Origin of the sequence: Burkholderia sp. HI4860, from assembly GCF_002223045.2 — a bacterium.
Taxonomy (GTDB): domain Bacteria; phylum Pseudomonadota; class Gammaproteobacteria; order Burkholderiales; family Burkholderiaceae; genus Burkholderia.
Window position 1 is genome coordinate 2,806,373 of sequence record NZ_NKFO02000001.1, and the last position, 20,940, is coordinate 2,827,312.

Annotated in this window: 15 protein-coding genes and 1 pseudogene; 7 read left to right on the top strand and 9 right to left on the bottom strand. The window is 65.1% G+C overall.

Annotated features, from left to right (window positions below; all coding sequences use genetic code 11):
* Positions 1-7 precede the first annotated feature (7 nt).
* Positions 8-1,002, top strand: a pseudogene (locus CFB34_RS12505) (YncE family protein).
* Positions 1,003-1,163: 161 nt separating this feature from the next.
* On the opposite strand, the gene CFB34_RS12510 reads toward CFB34_RS12505, so the two are convergent.
* The 7 genes from CFB34_RS12510 to CFB34_RS12540 form a co-directional block, all read right to left on the bottom strand.
* Positions 1,164-2,273 carry a hypothetical protein gene (locus CFB34_RS12510; protein WP_242808601.1) on the bottom strand — a complete coding sequence of 370 codons (1,110 nt, stop codon included), beginning with the start codon at positions 2,271-2,273 and terminating at the stop codon, positions 1,164-1,166.
* 143 nt (positions 2,274-2,416) lie between these two features.
* On the bottom strand, positions 2,417-2,848 hold the full coding sequence (locus CFB34_RS12515; protein WP_242808602.1) for a TniQ family protein: 432 nt from the start codon (positions 2,846-2,848) through the stop codon (positions 2,417-2,419).
* Positions 2,849-2,853: 5 nt separating this feature from the next.
* Entirely contained in the window at positions 2,854-4,344 is a 1,491-nt protein-coding gene (locus CFB34_RS12520; RefSeq protein ID WP_046196986.1) for an ATP-binding protein, read from the bottom strand.
* Complete coding sequence (locus tag CFB34_RS12525; protein WP_027813535.1) at positions 4,341-6,545, bottom strand: Mu transposase C-terminal domain-containing protein; 2,205 nt, start codon at positions 6,543-6,545, stop codon at positions 4,341-4,343. Before CFB34_RS12525 ends, CFB34_RS12520 begins: the two co-directional genes overlap by 4 nt.
* Before the next feature lies 1 nt (position 6,546).
* Positions 6,547-7,350 carry a TnsA endonuclease N-terminal domain-containing protein gene (locus CFB34_RS12530; protein ID WP_226124231.1) on the bottom strand — a complete coding sequence of 268 codons (804 nt, stop codon included), beginning with the start codon at positions 7,348-7,350 and terminating at the stop codon, positions 6,547-6,549.
* A 153-nt stretch (positions 7,351-7,503) separates the two neighbouring features.
* Positions 7,504-8,268, bottom strand: a complete 765-nt coding sequence (locus CFB34_RS12535) for a hypothetical protein (RefSeq protein ID WP_089442216.1) — start codon at positions 8,266-8,268, stop codon at positions 7,504-7,506.
* 312 nt (positions 8,269-8,580) lie between these two features.
* Positions 8,581-10,611, bottom strand: a complete 2,031-nt coding sequence (locus CFB34_RS12540; RefSeq protein WP_089442215.1) for an FUSC family protein — start codon at positions 10,609-10,611, stop codon at positions 8,581-8,583.
* Positions 10,612-10,756: 145 nt separating this feature from the next.
* Between CFB34_RS12540 and CFB34_RS12545 the strand changes: the two genes are divergently transcribed.
* The 6 genes from CFB34_RS12545 to CFB34_RS12570 all read left to right on the top strand — a co-directional run bounded on the left by CFB34_RS12545 (position 10,757) and on the right by CFB34_RS12570 (position 17,982).
* Positions 10,757-11,659, top strand: coding sequence for a LysR family transcriptional regulator (locus CFB34_RS12545; protein WP_089427243.1), 903 nt, complete (start codon positions 10,757-10,759; stop codon positions 11,657-11,659).
* Positions 11,660-12,071: 412 nt separating this feature from the next.
* Entirely contained in the window at positions 12,072-13,631 is a 1,560-nt protein-coding gene (locus CFB34_RS12550; protein ID WP_089442214.1) for a DHA2 family efflux MFS transporter permease subunit, read from the top strand.
* A 174-nt stretch (positions 13,632-13,805) separates the two neighbouring features.
* Positions 13,806-14,135, top strand: coding sequence for a hypothetical protein (locus CFB34_RS12555; protein WP_089442213.1), 330 nt, complete (start codon positions 13,806-13,808; stop codon positions 14,133-14,135).
* Positions 14,136-14,392: 257 nt separating this feature from the next.
* Positions 14,393-14,734, top strand: coding sequence for a sugar ABC transporter ATPase (locus CFB34_RS12560; protein ID WP_089442212.1), 342 nt, complete (start codon positions 14,393-14,395; stop codon positions 14,732-14,734).
* Positions 14,735-14,870: 136 nt separating this feature from the next.
* The gene (locus CFB34_RS12565) at positions 14,871-16,460 is read left to right on the top strand and encodes an ABC transporter substrate-binding protein (protein ID WP_089442211.1); all 1,590 of its coding nucleotides are present in this window, start codon (positions 14,871-14,873) and stop codon (positions 16,458-16,460) included.
* A gap of 268 nt (positions 16,461-16,728) precedes the next feature.
* Entirely contained in the window at positions 16,729-17,982 is a 1,254-nt protein-coding gene (locus tag CFB34_RS12570) for a hypothetical protein (RefSeq protein ID WP_089442210.1), read from the top strand.
* Positions 17,983-18,001: 19 nt separating this feature from the next.
* Here CFB34_RS12570 and CFB34_RS12575 read toward each other — a convergent pair whose 3' ends face one another.
* Both CFB34_RS12575 and CFB34_RS12580 read right to left on the bottom strand, forming a co-directional pair.
* Positions 18,002-19,309 carry an Nramp family divalent metal transporter gene (locus CFB34_RS12575; protein ID WP_089442209.1) on the bottom strand — a complete coding sequence of 436 codons (1,308 nt, stop codon included), beginning with the start codon at positions 19,307-19,309 and terminating at the stop codon, positions 18,002-18,004.
* A gap of 84 nt (positions 19,310-19,393) precedes the next feature.
* Positions 19,394-20,650 (bottom strand): oxalate decarboxylase family bicupin, encoded by a 1,257-nt coding sequence (locus CFB34_RS12580; RefSeq protein ID WP_089442208.1) that lies wholly within the window; start codon positions 20,648-20,650, stop codon positions 19,394-19,396.
* Positions 20,651-20,940 lie beyond the last annotated feature (290 nt).

Here is a 20,940-nt window from a genome sequence, read left to right on the forward strand (position 1 = left end):
GGTCGCCATGGTCGTCTGGTTCGCGGTGATCGCCGGGGGCGGCACAGGGTGCGTCGCGCACGGTTCGGATGACCCGGCCATCGATACCCTGCCACTGAAGCTGATCGGCGATGTGCCACTACCCGGCTGCGCGTCGCGGTTCGACTACGAGAGCTACGACCCGCAGCGGCACCTGCTGTTCATCGCTCATCTGGGCGACGGCGAAGTCGTCGTTTTCGACACGCTCGCTTCGCGCGTTGTCGCGCGCATTCCGGGTGTGTCCGCCGTACATGGTGTGCTGGCTGTTCCGGCGCTGTCCCGTGTCTACGCCTCGGCCACCGGCACGAACAAGATCGTCGCGATCGACGCGGACACGCTGAAGATTGTCGCGAGGACGCCCGGTGGCGTCTATCCCGATGGGATGGCCTGGGTGCCTGACGTTCAGAAGCTTTACGTATCGGACGAAACCGGCGAGACAGAGACCGTGATCGACGGCTCGACGAACCGGCGCGTCGCGACCGTGTCCCTCGGCGGTGAAGTGGGGAACACGCAGTACGATCCAGTATCGCGGCACGTTTTCGTCAATGTGCAGTCGCGACGCCAACTGGTGGAGATCGATCCCCGCACCGACACCGTGGTCGCCCGCACTGAGCTGCCTGGCGCGCGGGCAATCACGGTCTGCTGATCGTGCCGGAATTCCGTCTGGCATTGATTGCCTGCGAGGACAACGATCGTCTGCTAGTGCTCGACATGCGCACAATGAAGGAGATCGCGGCGTTCGATGTCGGCGGCACGCCGGACGTGCTGGCGTACGATCCGGCGCTGCGCACGGTCTATGTCGCGGGCGAGGCGGGCGTGGTGTCCATGTTCCACGTGGACACTTCGCACGTGGTGAAAATCGGGGATGGCCGTGTGGGACCGGATGCCCACGTCGTCAGTGTCGACGCAGCATCACACGATGCCTGGTTTGCGCTCAAGGACGTCGATGGACATCCCGTGTTACGGATCATGGCGCCGCGATGAGGGACAGGCGCGGAGCGCAGTTTAGATTGCCGCATGAGGCGCATCGCGATCGAGTTTTGCCTGGCGCAGGAACCTTTCGTTGAGGATCTGGGTGGCGACGGTAGCCGCCCCCGCCAGCCAAGGATCACCAGACGCCGAGCTTGATTTTCTCTCGAATCGCCTTACGGCCGACGTTGATAGGCACGCCCTCCAATGGCTCGGCCTTGCCACGCGGGCGGCCCCTCCCATTTCGGCGTAATTCCCGCTTCAGACAGCTTCGCCAGCGCATCAAACTTCGCAGCAAGTGGCAACACAGGTTCCCATCCGCAATGTTCAATGATTGCCTGGGCCGCGTAATGGCCAACGCCAGACAAGATCACGGCTTCTCTCGCCGGCGCGGCGTCGCCCCGTGCGCTCATCAGTGCGTATGCCCACCACAGTCGCCGCGCCCTGAAGTGCCACGTGGATTCCCGGTTATCCGTGACCCGCGTTAGCGTGTCGGGATATCGCTCGCGTTGCCGGGGCGTGTCGGCAATGCGCACCGGAAGAACCGCGAGTAATCGCTCCTTTGTCACCTGTTGCGGCTTTCCCGGCCTAGCGAGCATCGCAACGGCGGCCTCGTCGACGAGTGCGGCGAAGCGCTCGTCGTCCGGAGATACGGTTTTCGCTGCGGACTGACCACCGCCCACTCTATCTGCTGCCGAAATCGAGAGGGTCTCCTGTATCCACTCCCGGTCATGCTCGTAGAGCCACGAGGTGACACGATATACCTTGCGCCACAGATCCTGGATGGTCGTTTGCGGGTTTCTTCTCAGCTCGTCCCGTATTCGACGCCGGTGCGCTATACGCGGCATCGACACCGCCGCCCCCTCAAGTGTCGGGCCTTCCTCAACTGTCCTGGTGCGTCTAATCGCAGTCTCTTCCTGGGACACACGCTGCAGGCTCAATGCAAGTTCGTCCCGCGTACCAAACAGATACATCGCGAGCAACAGGTGCCGCGTAATCGGCATATCGCATACCGTGCTGTTGCCCGGTGCAAAGCGTATCCAGAAGCTCATCCGCTTCGCGGCGAACGCCGGATCCACTGCAGAGAGGAACGTTTCGCCCAGTTCTTCAATCAGGTGTTCCTGGAACGCTTTCGCCTGTAGCCTTGCCCCCCATTTGAAGCCTAGCTCTCGAATGCGGTTCTGGTACGCCACGCGCAGGCGAAAGGGGTCCACCCGGCCCAGGGGACGGTTAAGCAGATCGCGAGCAAAGCGCGCGTATTGCAGCGGGATCGGTGAGCCTGCCATGCCATCATCTTCCGCCGCAGTCACCTGCCAGCCACAGCGGCAAGCTAGCCACGGTTGGCGTAGTAGTCGCTGGCGAAACTGGAAAGGCCGGTGGCACTGCGGGCAACTCGAAAGCAGGCGCGCGCCATGCCGCCAACACATGCTCACGCCCGGGACGTGGTGCGCCCGGTGCCAGTACCCATCCCGAACGCATGAATGTCCTCTTCAACGCAGGCCGGGCAGAGATGCGCTTCGCCGTAGAGGCCGACAACACGACGTGGTAACCGGCTCATCATCGCTCCAACGTCAGCCGTCAGCGGCTGCAACACGCCGTCCAGAAACGGCTCGAAAAGCGGCCACAGGGTGTTGCCTGCCAGAAGCGTTTGCAGGGCTGCCTGCGAGCCGTCGTTCACACGATCCGCAAGCCGCATGAGGGATGGCGGTACGATTTGCTCGAGCGAAAACGGCGCACTGTCGAACAGGTCAAGAAAGGTGTCGCTCTCCACCCGGTTGCCCGACAGCACATGATGTCGGGCAACGCGCGACTGGATGGTCTCGTCAGGTAAAGACGGGACAAAGAACAGCAGATTCCGCATCGGCACTAGCAATCGGCATATGCCGTGGAGAATTCCAGCGCGTCTGCCTGCAGCCATCCGGCATCGCGCAGGGCGACAAACGGTGCATCGCATTCAACGAGGCGCCGGGCTTCGGAAGGAACCGGAACTCCCGATTGCTTTACACCGGTCGATGGAATTCCGCTCGTTACCGCGATGGGGGACAAGGATGCCTCAGCGTTTCCGGCGGGAGGACGCCGCATGTCCTGAAGCATCGCCAGGCGCGACGAAACGCGCGCATCCCCATCGATCGCTCCCATCATCGCGGCAATCTGGCTGTCGGGTGGAAGCAGATCCTCGAACTTCGACATGCGCTTCGTGTCACCGCTTCGCAACGCGTCGAGCGCCGGCTTAAGCAACTGCATCCTGGTGTCGGCAATCGTACGCAACAGCTTGAGCGTCAGCCGCTCTTCACCCGTGTGAATCGCGTGTCGCTGGGCGAGCACGAGCAGTTTGATCAGAAAGTCCGTCACCCCTTGAGTTAGATCGTACAGCACCTTCCGAAGCTCGTCCGTCAGGGGTTCGACATGACGAACCCACTGGTATTGCCACGCGGCATCGACTAGCAGTGCCCACGCCGGATCATCGCGCTTCGGTTGCCGGAAGTCGCTCAGCCCCAGACCTGTGGCGCGTCGCGCATTACGCATCACGTCGGAGAATAGTTCGATCATGGAATTGGTCCCCACAAACACGACCGGAATGCCGATGCTGTTGATGAGGTTGACGAAGAAATTAAGCATGTTCTCCTTGCCGCCCGTCTTTGCAACCCGCAGATGCTGCAATTCGTCGATGATCAACACGCCGACGAAATGGGTACTCGCGATCTGCTCGATCTGATGGACGAGTTGGACAATGCCCCGGATCGAACGATAGCGTCTGGCATACCGTTCCTCTCCGATGGCCCGGTCGAGAGCGCGAAAGAACGCGTGGCATAACCCGGTAAGCGAACCGTCGAATGGACATTCGATCTTCAGCCACGGGATCTGGACCTGAACCAGTTCCTGCCTCCGGTATTGCCGGTGGCGAATCGCCTGCGGGTAGAGTCGCAGGATGGACTCCAGTGCCGTCGATTTGCCGATCCCGCTCAAGCCCACGACACTCAGCGTGGAAGCCGTCGAACGGAAGCCGCTTTCTTTTGCCTGACCGAGGGCAAGCGAATACACGTGCCGCCACGTCGACTGCGACAGGGGATTGCGGCCGACATAGCCGCTGCGTATCAAAGCGGACAACGCCGACTCAAGTTCCAGATGAATCGGGAGTGGCTGAACCAGGTGCAGCAACCGGTCGATACAGTGCAGGCGGACTTCCTTCGACAGCCCGGTTTCGCCGCCGGGCTCATCGGGAAACAGCGCCATGCAAGCCGCGGCGTCCGCTTCCGAGCGGATCGGCGGCAATGCCTCAATGAGGGGATTGCCCTGATATTGCGCAATGGGCGAATCGGCATATTCGGCGGCAACGAGTATTCCGGCAGGCGTCATGACCTCGTCCCCTTGTCGCGTAGTCGTCCAAGCAGGCTTAACACTTCGCCGCCGCGCTCGCCAGCATAAGCCTCGGCCACACTCGACGAAGCCGGCGTGGTTACGGGCACATCCACCGCATGCTGATCGGGGCCCGGCAACGTCACCGGGCGTTGCCGCTCGGCTGCCTTTTCGAACGCCCGATGCCTTTTGATGTCCGCTGCCTGGTTGCTGACCGGCACTGGCGCGACCGGCTGCGCCGCTCGCTTGTCCATCTGGGCCTGTCCAACTACCGCACCAATATGCGCGTCCAGGCGGATCCTGTCGTTGAGCGCCGCATATGTGCTTTCGCCTGTCGGCGATCCAGTCATTTTGAGCATGTCCAGCACTTCCTCCAGCCGGCGTTGTGCGACCCGCTCCTCCGAAGCGAGCAGGTCACAGCGCACAAAGTTGCGCTTGCTGTCCTGGAGCCACACGTGCGTCGTATCATTCGGGTCGTACCAGACGGTTACGGTGCGGCGCCCGTCTCTGCGCGCCCTCGCAAACCAGTTTTGCTCAATCGCGTAGGCGCACGTGTAGTACATGCCCTTGAAGCAGATCCCACCGCGCTGGATCGAGGCGCTTTCGCGTGGCAGCAGATGCAGATACACGAGGTCATGAGGTTGCGTATTGGGAGTTGCCAGCCCATTTTCCATCCCCCAACGCCACAGATTGATGGGCGATGGTTCGAGTTCCTCGTGAATCATGTCCGTTGTGAGCCGGTCCGGTCGGCGGCTGTGGTGGTTGTAATGCAGCACGCTGCTGATCATGATGTTGGTGAACTCCGCCAGATCGAGGACGGCATCCAGGCGGTAATCGCGCTGGCCGCGCTCGGCAATCCGCTCCCTGACTGCGCCCGGGATCCAGTGGATCTGCGACGTCTTGTTCAGCAGGCGAAACCGGCTCTCCACGATCGCCTTCCAGTCGGGCCGGAACGGTGGCGCGATCGCTATATCAATGCCCAGCCCAGCCACAAGGCCCTCGGCCGCCTGCCCGAGCATTTCGCCCCGGTCGGCCATCAGTTCGTGCGGAAGATGGTGCGAGGGCCACGCGGACGACTCAATCTCGATGCCGTACGTGCGGCAAAACGCGACCTTGTCGGTGAACGCGTTAAACAGCGCGTGACGGGCGCCGTTCCAGCCCGGTCCTTCCAGGCCAACAAAGATACCGACGATCATGGTCGAAAACACGTCGACGACGACGTAAATCACAGGACGACCGATCACCCAGTTCCGGTTGTACCGGCTCACGAGATAAATGTCGGCGATCGTCGCATCGATTTCGAAGCGGTGACAGGGGCCATACACCCCGTCGCCAGCGCGTCCCGTCAGCCCGCGATGATCTTTCTGCCAGCGCCGCTCGCCCGCACGCGAGCGCTGGACGGTCAGATCGTCAAACGCCTTTTTCCCCCAGTAGCTGAACTGCCGCAGACTCGGCAACTGGTCTAGCGGCTTGAGCGTGAGATCGTCCGTCGATGTGCCGGGTACAACGTGTTCCTCGACGTAGAATCGTCTCAAGGTGCGATGGTAAGCGTCCGTCACGGACGCCACTTCGTTGTTCTTGAAGAGGGAGTACCCGATCCTGATAAAGCTCTTGTCGTCCTCGCCAAGAATCTTTCCGCAATGTGCGCCGCGCGTCGCGGAATGCCTCGGCGGACGCCCGGGGCGCTTGCCGGCAGCGAACACGCGAGCCTTACCAGGTGCTCCGACGTTCTCGTAGTTCGGCAACAATGCATTGCGAATTTGCCCGAACGTCCAGTATCGATAGAGAAGGCGGTACAGGGTCTTGCGTTGCGCCCCTGTCGCTTCGGCATGCAGCGCGACGAGCGCGCCCATCGCGCGTCCCTCGAAAATTTCACCCGGTACTGCCGTGTCGACCAGACGAGCAATGCGCTCCCAGTTGCGATCCCGTATTTCCCGTTCGCCCTTCGGGATATCCTCTTCAACCTGAAGCATATAGGCCGGCAACCGGAACTGACTGGGCCGGACGTCGCCGCGCCGGAACCACATGCGAACATCCTCACTCGCGACGACCCACGGCTTCCTTGGCGTCTCCGCTATCGTAATCAACGTGGTCTTTGCAGCCGCTTCGTCGATCCAGAGAATACGGGCGATCCCTTCAAACGGTAGCTGATCAGACAGTGCTTCGATAACCGTATTGGGCAATGCAATCGTATTGGCCATGTCACGCCGCCCGCTTTATGGGCGCCGCACCACTCGCCATGACCTGAATCTTAGGTGCTTGCGATGTCAACAACATCGGCGTCCTGAGATCAACCAGGAGTACCTTGTGCCAGATCAGATACTTGAAAAGCTTGACGGCATCCGGATAAGGCATGCGCAGCCGATAGCTGACCGTGCGCAGAAGCGACGACAGGGTCCGGTCATGGCTTCCGGCATCCCCAATGCCCTCAACGAACCGGGCGCGTAGCTCATCACTTTGCATGTCTCGCTCGATCTGCGCGCTGCCGCGAAGCCAGATGAGATTTCTGGCGAGCACGGGATCCACGCTCTGCTCGGTGACGATCTGCCAGTCAACCCCGCGCTGCAACCACCAGGCTCTCTCGAGCTCGAGCTTTTCCAGAGTGCGCAGGAGCCTGTTCCCTGACGACAGTTCGTCCGCGTATTTCACGGTACGAGCGTATTCACGCGCCAAACCGTCGTCTGTCCTGACGGTGACGACGAAATCGGTCGTCATCACGAACGGCACCGTTGTTTGAGCATAACGCGGATATCGAATGCCACGCTGCGTCGCGACATCCTGGATCGGCGAAACTGGGAGCAACGGGAACTGCTCCCGGATATCGATCACGCGCTCGGAGAATTCGAGTACCACAAGGTACGCGTATTCGAGATCGGAGAGCACGTGGTGGACGCGCCCAGTCTTGAGGCCCTTAACCTTTCGAGAACGGCCACGCGATGGCACGTCCTGTACGCGAAGCCACGGCTTGTAGTCCACACCGGAACCCTGTCCGTAGCCTTGCGCCACGTACCTGTCGATGTCGTTCTGCGTCTTGAAACGTCGCCCTCGCATATCCGCCCGGTCGAACAAAATCGTGCAGTATAGCGAGGCATTCGTTTGTGTCAAACTCTATTGTTTTGTGTCAAGAACTATTGTCTTGTGTCGAGCTCTATTGTCGGTTCACACCAGCGAAGCCATGGAATCCGCGACGACTTTCGTCGCACCGTTGTTTTCCTGGTCTACGCCCTGCTCGGTGCCACGCAATGATGTTGTCGCAAAGTCGATCCGAAGGCCGGTGACATAGCCCGTTGCAATAGTCGGCCATTCGATCGTGTCGTCGCTGTCGTTGGGTTTGAGAAAAAGTCGGGGCTGCCGTACGGGGGCAGCGGTCGGGCGTTCGGCCAAATACAGATGCCGCATGGTCAATCCCAGCTCTACCGCGCCAAGCTGGCCATCCGAGCTTGCCTTCGCAAGCACCTGCAGGCAGGCGTCGGGAATATGGCAGGCGAGCCACCATCGATCGGGCTCGTCGACTTCGTCGTCGGCACGATTGAAGCCTAGTCGGGCACTGCCGAGCGCGACGTCGGACAACGAGGTACCCAGCTCGTCTTCCAACGCACGCAGACCCAGCCGGTCGGCCGTGGTGACGTCGCGCGCCTCGAAAGTCACCTGAAGCGTGCGCGTCGAGCCGTGCGGGTCGCCCAAGATCGACAACTCCTGCCCCTCGATACTCGCCACGCCGTGTAGCGACGTGGAAAGGGTCGGCTGCTTGCCCATGTCCAGCGGCTCGACGAGCTGTTGCACGATCTGAAGCTGCTCCAGCTTCAACCACATGGACGTCGCCGCGTAGTACGTCTGTTTCTGGTTGTCGGACCCGACATGTTCAACGATGTGAGCCCGCTGCCCAATGGGACTCACCGCAACCCCTTTTTCCAGAAAATCCATGACGTGCCCCCGCTGCCACCTATTACATCAAACCCCTCGCCGGCGAAAAAAGACGCGAGTGTTATCCGTCTGACCACGTGATTGGATCATCCGTGGTTTCATGGCGCTTCGCATTAGGGGAATACGTGGCGTTTTTCTCGCCCCCCGCCTTCGCCAACCGTGTACTGAATTGGCACGATTTTGAGGCTGGCCCAATGTCCGTCCCAGTCCTAGTTGGAAAATTCCGGCTCTTCGGGGTGGGCCGAATCGGCCCGATCGGTGCACAGGCGGGCGAAGCACGCCGGCCACGACAGCCGCACGTCGAACCCTCCGTCAATCCTCGCGGCCTCGCAGGAAGCCATCGTGCGCGGCTGCCGTCTCCGCGATCGTTCTCAGCAGCACCGCACCGCGCAGCAGCGCGCGACCGTCGTCGCTATCAACCTCCGTCACGCGCCGCAGCAGCACACGGGCCGCCGCGTTGCCGGCCCGCGCCAGCCGCGCAAAATCCGCGCGCCCGACCCGCCCCCGCACCAACACGACCGCACGCCGCGCCGCCGGCTCGCGCGCGGCCAGCTCGGCGAGCGCCAACAGGCTGTCGCCGATCGTCCAGGCCGCGAGCAGATCGCGCAGGTCGCGCTCGATGAGCGTGGGCGACAAACGGCCCGCGAAACCGAGTTCGCGTCCGAGACGGTCGGCCGTGCGGCTCAGCCACGCACTCGCCCGCCACGCGCGTGGATTGCGTGCGATGCGCACCAGATCGTCGCGCACCGCGCGATGCAGGCGCCGTCGGCTCGTGCCGGGATCGCCGGGAAACACGAGCGCGAACACCAGCGCCCCGAACGCGATGCCGAGCAGCGTGGCGAGCGCCGAATTGAGAAACGCGGCATCGCCGATGCGCGCCGTATTGTCCGGCGACGTGAAATTCCAGAAGAAGATCGAGAAGCCGCTGCCGATGCCGGCCGTGCGCGGATTGCGCATCGCGATGCCCGTGCCGATCATGAACACGCCGAGGATGTACGCGAGCATCTCGAAGCCCGACACCGCCGGCAGCAGCACGAAATTGCAGAGGGCGCCCGCGACCGCCGCGCAGGCCGCCCCTTTCAGGAAGCCGACGGTGGCGCCGACCGAGTTCGGGCGCGTCGAGAACAGCGCGCAGACCACGCCCGTGATCGCGACGAACCCGGCGCCCGACGGCCACGCGGTGACGATCCAGAGCGCCGACGCGACCAGCACGGCGACGAACGCGCGAATCCCGTTGTGCCATGCGAGCACCGGATCATGGTGGAACGCATAGCGCACGCGCGACGCCGGCGGATTCGGCCGGTCCATCTGCGCCTTGCCCGCAAAGGCGGCGTCGAACCCGGCCAGCAGCGCCGCCAGCCGGTCGAGCGTGAGCAGGCGCGACGGATCCGAGCCGGCCGGCTCCGCGGCCTCGGCACGCACCGCGTCGTCCACGCGCGCACGCAACGCGGTCAACTCGGATCCCGCTTCGCCCGACGCGGCCACGCCGTCGAGCACCCGCGCGGCATCGGCGACCAGCGGGTCCGGCGTGCCGCCGCTGCGCGTCGCGTGCTCGTGCAGCGCCTGCCCGGCGGCCTGCGCGGACAGCACGCCCAGCACCGCCGCACGCAGATGCCCGATCGCGTTGCGCATCGGCGGCGCGCCGGCCGCCGCATATTCGGCCGCCGTGTCGAGTTCGAGCGCATCCGCGAACAGGCGGTGCACGGCCGCGCCGTTCGGCTCGCGACGCAGCGCGCCCGCACCGACGGCCACCGCGCGGTCGAGATAGCGCGCGAGCCGCGTGCGGACGTCGGCCAGCGGCGAACCGGGCGCGAACACCGTCTCGAACGCCGCGCCGCACAGGATGCCGACCACCACGTACAGGAAGCGCGCGGTCGCGATATCGAATGCGTGCAGCGGCGCGGAAACGGCGTCCATCGCGATGATCGCCGCCGTATAGCCCGCGAGCACCGCCGCATACGCGCGGAAATTGCGCAGGAAGGTCGCGACGCCCGCGCACAGGCCGATCCACGCGGCGAGCGCCGGCAGGAACAGCTCGGGCGTCTGCGCGAAGGCGCCGGTCAGCACCAGCGCGACGGCCGCGCCGATCGCGGTGCCGAGAATCCGGTACTGGCTCTTCGACAAGCCCATCCCGCGGCTGCCCTGCGCGACGATCCACACCGTCGACGCGGCCCATTTCGGGTCGTCGAGATTCATCCGGAAGGCAATATAGAGCGCGAGGAGCGACGCGGCCGTGTTGCGCAACGCGAAGCCGAGGGCGCCTGGCGGCAGCGTGGGCCGGGCGTCGCGCAGCGCGGTGCGCACGGCCGCGAGCGGCGGCAGAGAGGGCAAGGCGAATTTCATGCGGCGAGCATACGGTGGCGCGCCGCCGCCACTAAGAGGCGCGGACAGGATGCGTTATTGCACCGGGCAGGATAATCGCCGCCGCGCGAAGCAATTCGGCCGGCACAGGTAAGATGCGCGCAGGTCGAACACTGAAGCACCTCGTATGGACTTCGAAAGCATCCGGATATTCCTGCGCGTGGTCGAACGCGGCAACTTCACCGCCGCCGCCACGCACCTCGACATGCCGCTCAGCCGCGTAAGCCGCAAGGTCAAGCAGCTCGAGGACGATCTCGGCGTCCAGTTGCTGTACCGGACCACGCGTCGTGTGTCCGTCACCGAAGCCGGACGCGACTACTACGAGCGCTGCCTGCGCGCCGAGGACATCCTGCTCGACGCCGATCGCCAGGCCCGCGCGCTGCGCACGGCGCCGGAGGGCATGCTGCGCGTGCTGGTGCCCTACTCGATCGGCCTGTTCGAACTGGAGCCGGCGCTCGCGGAGTTTCGGCGGCGCTATCCGCTGGTCCAGCTCGTGCTGATCTACGACAACAACCCGCTCGATCTGGTCGAGCACGGTTTCGACGTGGCGCTGCGCGCAGGCGTGCTGACCGACTCCAGCTACATCGCGCGCTCGCTCGGCTGGTCGCAGGCGAAGCTCGCCGCGAGCCCCGCGTATCTCGACCGCGTCGGCCGGCCCGCCACGCCGCAGGATCTCGCGCAGCACGACCTGCTGCTCGTCGGCCGCGACGCGCCCGGCTTGACACTGCGACTCACCAATGCGGCCGGCGAAGTGGCCGACGTGCCGGTGCGGCCGGTGCTGATCACCAACGAATCGGTGACGGTGCTGCGCCAGGCCGCGAGCGGCGGCGGCATCGCGCTGGTCTCGACGCACTACACGGCCCGCCGGCTCGAGCGGAACGAGCTCGAAATCGTGCTGCCCGACTGGCACCGAACCGACGACGTCGAGCTGCACGTGCTGTATCCGCGGCGCGCGACGCTCGACAGCAAGGTGCGCGCATTCGTCGAATTCCTCGCGGAAGTGTTCGACGATTGGCGCACCGCGCCGTAACCGGCACGGTTCGCCCGGCGATTATTGCAGCAAGCGAAATCGATTAATGAGCCGGCCCGTGTTGATGGCGGCTCGCCACATCGTTAGCCTGTCGCGATGCAAAATCATTCCACACGCGACGGCAGCCGCCTGACCGCTGCCCGCAGGCGCGTCACGCGCGTCCCGCCTTCCTGACCGGCAGCATTCCGCCTTCCGAAGCCCGCCTCGGCTTCGTGCATTCGATCGAGCAGCACGTCGCACGCATCGGCCCCCTCTACCGGGCCGCGTCGCGCGCGCCGTGCTTCCTTCCGTTCAGCCGCCGCGCCGTCCGTGCGTCGCTTTCGCGCGCGCGTGCGCGGCCGCGCGTGCCCGCCGCAACGGGTCGCCTCCGTTCCGCACCTTACGCTCCTTACGTCCCTTACGCAGGAAACCCATGTCCTCTCCGTCCACTCCAGCCCCGCTATCCGGTGCCCGCCTCGCGATCGGCACGATCGCGGTATCGCTCGCGATGTTCATGAACGTGCTCGACTCGTCGATCGCGAACGTCGCCATTCCGACGATCTCGGGCGACCTCGGCGTGTCGGTCGACGAAGGCACGTGGGTGATCACGATCTTCGCGGCCGCGAACGCGGTGTCGATTCCGTTGACCGGCTGGCTCACGCAGCGCTTCGGCCAGGTGCGCCTGTTCGTCACGTCGATCCTGCTGTTCGTGTTCGCGTCGTGGCTGTGCGGGATCGCGCCGAACCTGCCGACGCTGCTCGCCGCGCGGATCCTGCAGGGCGCGGTCGCCGGGCCGCTCGCGCCGCTGTCGCAGGCGCTGCTGCTCGGCGCGTGGCCGCGACAGAAATCGTCGAGCGCGCTGGCGCTGTGGTCGATGACGGCGCTCGTCGGGCCGATCGCGGGGCCGTCGCTCGGCGGCTGGATCACGTACGACTACAACTGGTCGTGGATCTTCTACATCAACATCCCGGTCGGCTTCTTCGCGGCCGCCGTCACGTGGATCGTGTTCCGCGACCGCGAATCGGCCACGAAGCGCATGCCGATCGATACGATCGGCCTGTTGCTGCTCGTGCTGTGGGTCGCCTCGCTGCAGATCATGCTCGACAAGGGCAAGGATCTCGACTGGTTCAACTCGCCCGTCGTGGTCGCGCTCGGCATCGTCGCGCTGATCGGCTTCGCGTTCTTCCTCGTGTGGGAGCTTCACGAGGCAAACCCGATCGTCGACCTGCGGCTGTTCACGCAGCGCAATTTCGCGGGCGGCACGATCGCGATCTCGGTCGCGTACGGGATGTTCTTCGGCACGCTGGTGCTGCTGCCGCAGTGGATGCAGGGCTATCTCGGCTACCGCGCGGTCGATTCCGGGCTCGCCACCGCGCCGCTCGGCGTGTTCGCGATCCTGCTTACGCCCGTCATGGGACGCCTGCTGCCGCGCACCGATCCGCGCTACATCGCGACGCTCGCGTTCGTCGGCTTCGCGGTCGTGTTCATGATGCGCACGACCTTCTACACCGACGTGTCGCGCTGGGATCTCGTGCTGCCGACGCTGCTGCAGGGCATCCCGATGGCGATGTTCTTCGTCCCGCTGACGTCGATCATCCTGTCCGGGCTGCCGCCGGAGAAGATCCCCGCCGCCGCCGGCCTGTCGAATTTCGGCCGCACGTTCTGCGGCGCGGTGGGCACGTCGCTGATCAGCAACGCATGGAACGACCGCACGATCCTGCATCACGTGCGGCTCACCGAACAGGCGAGCGTCACCAATCCGGTCTTCACGCAGCAGGTCGACGCGACGCGCTCGCTGCTGCATCTCGGCCCCGATTCGGCGCTCGCGTTCTTCAACGCGTCAGTCGATTCGCAGGCGGCCGTGATGGGGTTGAACGACATCTTCTACGTGTCGGCGATCATCTTCATCGCGATCATTCCGCTGATCTGGATCACGAAACCAAAGCGCTCGGGCGGCGGCGATGCCGATGCGGCGGCGGCCGGCGCGCATTGATCCGCGTGCGCGACAGTCGAGCCCCGTCCTGCACGCACCGGGGCTCACGCCGCCACGCGCCGACGTAATAAAGACTTGCAATCGATACAGGCCGAAACGTCAACAGCCGGTGCCCGCTCCGCGTTTTTTGGACAAGCGCCCACGTTCCGGAGCGCAACGACTGGAGAACACACGATGCGAGCCCTTACCCGCCATCTCGCGATTGCCGCGACCCTGATGTCGGTGCTGACCGGTACCGCGTTCGCCGACACGCCGTGGCAACAGGCGCACCCGCGCCGCGAAGAAGTCAACCAGCGCCTCGCCAACCAGAATCGCCGGATCCATCACGAAGTGAAGGAAGGCGAGATGTCGCACGCCGAGGCCGCGCGCCTGCACCGTGACGACCGCAAGATCCGCCGGGAAGAGCGGGACATGGCTGCGCAGGATCACAGCCACATCACGAAGAGCGAAAAGCACGTGCTGAACCAGCAGGAAAATGCGGTCAGCCACCAGATCGGCCAATAAGATCGACAACACCGGCAAGTGCCCATTCGCCATCACCTGAAACGCCCGCTGCCGCGATGCGGTAGCGGGTGCTTGTTGTGTATCGAATCGTTTCAACGCGCCGACGGCTTCAAACGCTGCGGGTATACTCCGTCGTCAGCCGCCTGTCGCATCGTCATCCGTCAAAAACGGCCCGATTCCGGGCGGTTTCGTCGCGAAGCTTCGCGTTTCGCCTACCCCGCGCCCCAGCCTCGATACGAGACCCACGACGACCCATCATGAAACGATTTTTGCTGCTCCTTCCCGCCGCCCTGCTCGCCGCCTGCGGTTCCGCGCCCTCGTCCGACCCGGGCTCCGCCTCCGCCTCCGGGGCAGCGCCGATGATCTACGTGTCGTCGCAACGTCCGGCCTACGCGGTCGCCAACTGCCTCGACAGCCGCCTGTCGGGCACCGAGCAATCGCAGCACAACGGCGTGACCGACATCGCGGTCGGCTCGAACTCCTACTTCGTCACGCTGACGCCGTCGGGCAACGGTTCGGTCATCAAGGTCGTACGCGGCTCTGGCAACGAGCCGGCCGAGGAAGCGATGCGCTTCGCGGTCGCGCGCTGCGCGATCTGATTCGCACCCGCCGACGCCGGGCGCCCACCCGGCTCGCGGCTGCGCGCCACCCCGCCGGCGCGCACGCCGAATATTTTCATCCGGGCAGCCGTCGATGAGAGAATCGCACCCACGAATCCCTTTCAACGGAGCCCGCATGAAGCACCTGCTGTCCCGGCTGTTCGTCAGCGCCGCGCTCGTCGCGCTTGTTCCGGCATGGCCGGCGCAGGCGGCCACGCCGCCCGGCATCTTCGTCGTCGCCACGCAACTCGGCGAATTCACGACCCTCGACCCGAGCGGGATCTACGAGCTGGTGCCGTCCGAATACGTCGCGAACACCTACGAACGCCTGGTGCGCGTCGACCTGAAGGACCCGACGCGCTTCGACGGGCAGATCGCGCAATCGTGGACGGTCGGCGCCGACGGCGTGACCTACACGTTCAAGCTGCGCCCCGGCCTCACGTTCCACTCCGGCAACCCGGTGACCGCCGACGACGTCGCGTGGTCGCTGCAGCGCACCATCCTGCTCGACAAGGGGCCGGCCGGCGTGCTCGCCGATCTCGGCCTCACGAAAGCCAACGTGATGCAGAAGGTGCGCGTGGTCGATCCGCAGACCGTCGTGCTCGAAACCGACCGCAAGTACGCGCCGAGCTTCGTGCTCAACGTGCTGAGCGCGTGCCCGGCCTCGGTCTTCGACAAGAAGCTGCTGCTGTCGCATCAGCAAGGCAACGATTTCGGCAGTGCCTGGCTGCGGACCAACGACGCGGGCTCGGGCCCGTACCAGCTCGTCAAGTGGACGCCCAACGAGACCATCGTGCTGCAGCGCTTCGAGAAATACCGCACGCCGTACCCGATGAAGCGCGTCGTGCTGCGTCACGTGCCGGAAGCCTCCGCGCAACGGCTGCTGCTGGAGAACGGCGACGCCGACGCCGCGCGCAACCTGAGCCCCGACAGCCTCGCCGCGCTGACGAAGGCCGGCAAGATCAAGGTCACGTCGTGGCCGGTGTCCGCGCTGCTGTACCTGAGCCTGAACACGAAGAACCCGAACCTCGCGAAACCCGAGGTGCAGCAGGCGATGAAATGGCTCGTCGACTACGACGGCATCCAGCGCAACATCGTCAGCACGACCTACAAGGTGCATGAAACCTTCCTGCCCGAAGGCTTTCTCGGTGCGTCGAACGCGCGGCCGTACAAGCAGGACGTCGCGAAGGCGAAGGCGCTGCTCGCCAAGGCCGGCTTGCCGAACGGCTTCGACGTGACGATGGACATGCCGAACGACTATCCGTACCTCGAGATCGCGCAGGCGCTGCAGGCGAACTTCGCGCAGGGCGGCATCCGCGTGAAGCTGATTCCGGGTGATGCGAAGCAGGCGATCGGCAAGTATCGCGCGCGCCAGCACGACATCTTCATCGGCGAATGGTCGCCCGACTACATGGACCCGAACAGCAATGCGCGCGGCTTCGCGTGGAATCCGGACAACTCCGACCAGTCGCCGACCAAGATGCTCGCATGGCGCAACAGCTGGGACATTCCGCAACTGACGAAGGACACCGAGGCCGCGCTCGTCGAGCCGTCGCCCGCGAAGCGCGCGCAGCGTTACGAAGCGCTGCAGAAGGCCGTGCTCGCGAACTCGCCGTTCATCATCATGTTCGAGAAGGTCGTGCAGGTCGCGACGCGCCCCGGCGTGACCGGGCCGGAAATCGGGCCGATCAACGACCTCGTGTCATACCGCACGCTCGCGAAGTAATCGGGACTGCCCGCGCGGCCGGCCCTGCCGGTGCGCGGGTAATCGCCGCCCCCGCCGCGCCGGCGCTAGGGCGGGTGGCGGCCGGCGATCTACAATGGCCGGCACCGCGGGGGCCGGCGGATCCCGGCGATGGCATCAGGCCGTGTTCCGGTGGCGGTGGGGCAACAAGCCGTTTCATATTGCGTATCACGACAGCCGCGGCTGCGGCGCGGCCATCTGCGGGCGCCACGTCGGCGGCTGAGCCGGGCGCGCACATCGGGGAAAGAACATGCATTCGAGCGAGCACGCGGTCTGCGTGGCGATCAACGACAACAACCGCGCGTGGTACGAAATGCTCGTACCGTTCCTGCTGTCGCTGCGGCACACCGGCTACGACGGCCGGATCGCGGTGATCGGCTACGGCCTCTCCGAACGCAAGCGGCAGATCCTGGCGAGCCAGGCGGTCGACGTGATCGAAGCATCGGGCGCGTATGCGCTGCCGGTCGGCCGCTTCATCGAGGCCGCCGAGTATTGCGCCCGCCACCCGCAGATCCGCAAGCTCGCGCTGTACGACGCCGACATCTGGTTCTGCGCGCCGGGGTTCGACCTGTTCTCGCAGATCGGCGACGACCGGATCCACGCGTGCCCCGACCCGCTGTTCTGCACGTTCGTCGTCACGCCGCTGATCGGCGAGCGGCGCGACCATCACTGGCGTCTCGTCGTCGACGAAGTGTCCGCGCGCCACGGCGGCGCGTTGCAGGCCGGGCTCGTGGCCGGGACCGCCGATGCCTGGGCACGCTACGCCAGCCACCTGCGCGACTGCATGGCCCGCATCGGCACCGATTTCCAGGAATGCTTCGGAATCGATACGACCTTCCTGCACCTGTGGAGCGCGCAGGGTGAAACGGCGCTGCTCGATCCGGTCCAGAACTTCGTCAGCAAGTACGGCATTCACGAAGCGTTCGATGCGAGCACCGGCACGACGACGCTCCGGTATCACGGCGAGCCGATCCGCGCGCTGCACATGACCGGCGATATCCGCTTCCTCGACCGCTGGCGCTACTACGCGAACCACACCGACGCCGCGCTGCGCGACGGCATGCCGTTCGCGCTGTCGGACGGCACGCCGGCGCAATCCGATACGGTTGCCGCGCGCATCGCGGCGACCGACTACGTGCAATCGGCCGGGCTGACCGTTGCGTCCGCCGCGATCGAGGAAAGCGCGGGCGCCTACCTGCAGGCGATCGACGAACCCGGCGGCACGATGCTGATCGGCAGCGGAAACCACGAAATCGTGCTCATCGCGACCCGCGACATCGCGCGGTTGAACGTCTACGTCACGCATCCATCCGGCTCGCCGTCGCCGCTGCTGTGCGAGGTGCTGGTCGACGGGCAGCCCCAGCGCAAGGGCACCGAGCTGATGGCGCATTTCTGGTATCAGGTCGTGGCCGGCACCGTCATCACGCTGCGCTCGACGAGCCTCGGCGGCCAGCAATGCAACGTGATCTGGCGGCTTCGCGAGGCGCCCGACATGCAGCAGTAGGCTGCCGGCCCGCAGCCGTTCAATTGAAGGCCGCCCACACCAGGTACGCATTCAACCCGACGATCACGACCGTCGCCGCACCGGCGACGATCCGCAGCGGCGGCCGCATCGCGTAGGCACCCATCACGTCCGCACGCGCCGACAGCAACAGCAGCGCGATCATCGGCAGCGGCAGCACGAAACTCAGCACGACCTGGCTCGCGACCATCGCGCGCGTGACGTCGCAGCCGAGCGCGACCACCGCAAACGCCGGCACGACCGTCACCGCGCGCCGCACCCAGACCGGCACGCGGCGGTGGATGAAGCCCTGCATCACGACCTGCCCGGCCATCGTGCCGACCACCGAACTCGATACGCCCGACGTCAGCAGCGCGACGAGAAACAGCGCGCCGGCCGCCGGCCCGAGCACCGGGATCAGCGTGTGATACGCGTCGCCGATGTCGGTCATGCCCGGCGCGCTCGCGTGAAACGCCGACGACGCCATCATCACCATCGCGAGATTCACGAACCCGGCCAGCCCGAGCGCGACGACGACCTCGCGGTTCGAGAAACGCACGAGCCGCCGCCGCTCGGCGTCGTCGCGCGGCGCGGTGCGGTCCTGCGTGAGACCCGAATGCAGATACAGCGTGTGCGGCATGATCGTCGCGCCGATGATCCCGACCGCGATCGTCAACGCCGCGTGATCCGGAATCTGCGGGACGACCAGATGGAACGCGGCCGCACGCCAGTCCTGCGGCGCGATCAGCAGCTCGCCGAGATAGCACGCGCCGATCACGCCGACCAGCGCCGCGATCGCGGCTTCCAGCGGCCGGAAGCCGCGCTTTTCGAGCGCGAGGATCGCGCCGGTCACGAGCGCCGTCGCGATCATCCCCGCGAACAGCGACAGGTGGCACAACAGTCCGAATGCGAGCGCGCCGCCGAGGAATTCGGCGAGGTCGGTCGCCATCGCGGCGATCTCGGACGCGATCCACATGCCCCACACGAGCGGCGCGGGAAAGCGGTCGCGGCACAGCTCCGCGAGATTGCGGCCGGTCACGATGCCCAGCTTCGCGGACATCGCCTGGAACAGCATCGCGATCGCGTTCGCGGCCAGCACGACCCACAGCAGCCGGTAGCCGTACGCGGCGCCGGCCTGGATGTTGGTCGCGAAGTTGCCGGGATCCATGTAGCCGATCGACGCGATCACGGCCGGGCCGACGAACGGCAGCAGCGCGGCGACGCCGGTGCGGCGCCCTTCCAGCGCGGCGCGCGCCGCGCCGTCGGGGTGCCCGGTGGACAGCTCCGGCAGCGCGAAGCCGCCGGCACGTTTGCTCGTGACGGGAATCATGATGAGGTTCCGTTCGAATGAGGAAGGATTCCTGAAGTTCGGGCGCCGTGGCCGGCATGCCGCCTGCCGGCCGAGGCGGCGGCGTTACAGCGGCACGACGTCGGGACGGTTGCGCGGAAACTGCGCGATCACGTCCGGCGCGACGTTCAGGTGCGCTTCGACGAGCTGCGGCGGCGTATGCGCGAGCCAGTCGGACAGCGACACTTCCGCATAGCGGTCGGTCTTGAAGATCTCGAGGAACACCAGATCGGTGCTGCCGGTGTTCTGCACGTAGTGCCCCAGGCTCTTCTTTACGTAGCCGACGTCGCCCGCGCGGAAGTCGGCCGTCTGCGCCTTTGGCCCCGTGTCGAACACGGTCATCCGTGCGTCGCCCTGCAGGTAGTACTGCCATTCGTCCGCGTTGGGGTGCCAGTGCAGCTCGCGCATGCCGCCCGGATGCACGGTGACGAGCGCCGCCGCGACCGTGGTCGACACGGTGAAGTTCGTGCTGTCCGCGATCCGCACTTCGCCGCCGCGGGTCTTCCTGACCGGCTTCATGTCGCCGAGCGAGAAGATGAACGGATGCGGCGGCGCCCCGGCCGACGACGCCGACGCGCGCTGCGCTTGCGCGAGCGGGCCCGGTTCGTCGCCCTGGAAGATCCACAGGTTGTCGAGCGGAATATTCCTGAACGCGTCGGCCGGCACGCCGAAGTTGAGCGCAAGCACGTCGGGCGGCGTGTGCGCGATCCAGTCGGTCAGCAGCAGCGTGTTGAATTCGGACGCACGGCCGTTATCGAACGCGAGCAGGAATTCGGCGCCGTCGGTGCCGAGGCCCTGCAGCGAATGCGGCAGGCCGGGCGGGAAATACCAGAGATCGCCGGTCTTCACGTCCTGCACCGATGGCCTGCCGAGTTCGTCGAGTACCGTGATCCGGCAGCGGCCGTCGAGCATGATGGCCCACTCGGCCTGCTGGTGCCAGTGCATCTCGCGAATGCCGCCGCGTGTGAGGCGCATGTTGACGCCGGAAATGGTTTCGGAAATCGCAAAATCGTCCTGCGTGACTTCACGTGCCCATCCGCCATTTTGAATGCGTTTATGGGCGTTATTGAATGACGCCCAGAATAATGGCATCCCGTTGATATCGGTAGCCGGCGGGTCCTGAAAGGACGGGAATTGATTGGCGATTGCCGGGTTCTGGGGCCCCGGGTCGGTCAGGCTCTGGCGGTTGCGTGCATTCACCGCGCCTTCCGGCGGGCGGTCCGGATTACCGAACGAGGCCGCCTTGGCCGATACGGCGATACCCGCCGCGGCAATGGCGCCGGCCGTTCCTGCCAGCATCTTGCGTCGAGAAAGATTCGTCATGGTTTCCTCTTCATGCCTGCGATTGAGCGAATTTCAATTGACGGAACACATGCCGTTTTTCGGATTATCGAAAATCGAACATCCCGTGACGCAAGTTAAATCCATATTCATCTAAAAATTAAATGAATTATTAACCTGAATTAATGAATTAATCTGATTCGCTTTAACTTTGTAATGATTGAGGCACGACGAGGTTCGGGGTGCAGGCGGCCAATGCCGATGAATCGGTCGTGTCAGGTGAAGGTGGAAATGCGACCAGGTGCGGCGGCGACGCGTGGAATGGCGACAGG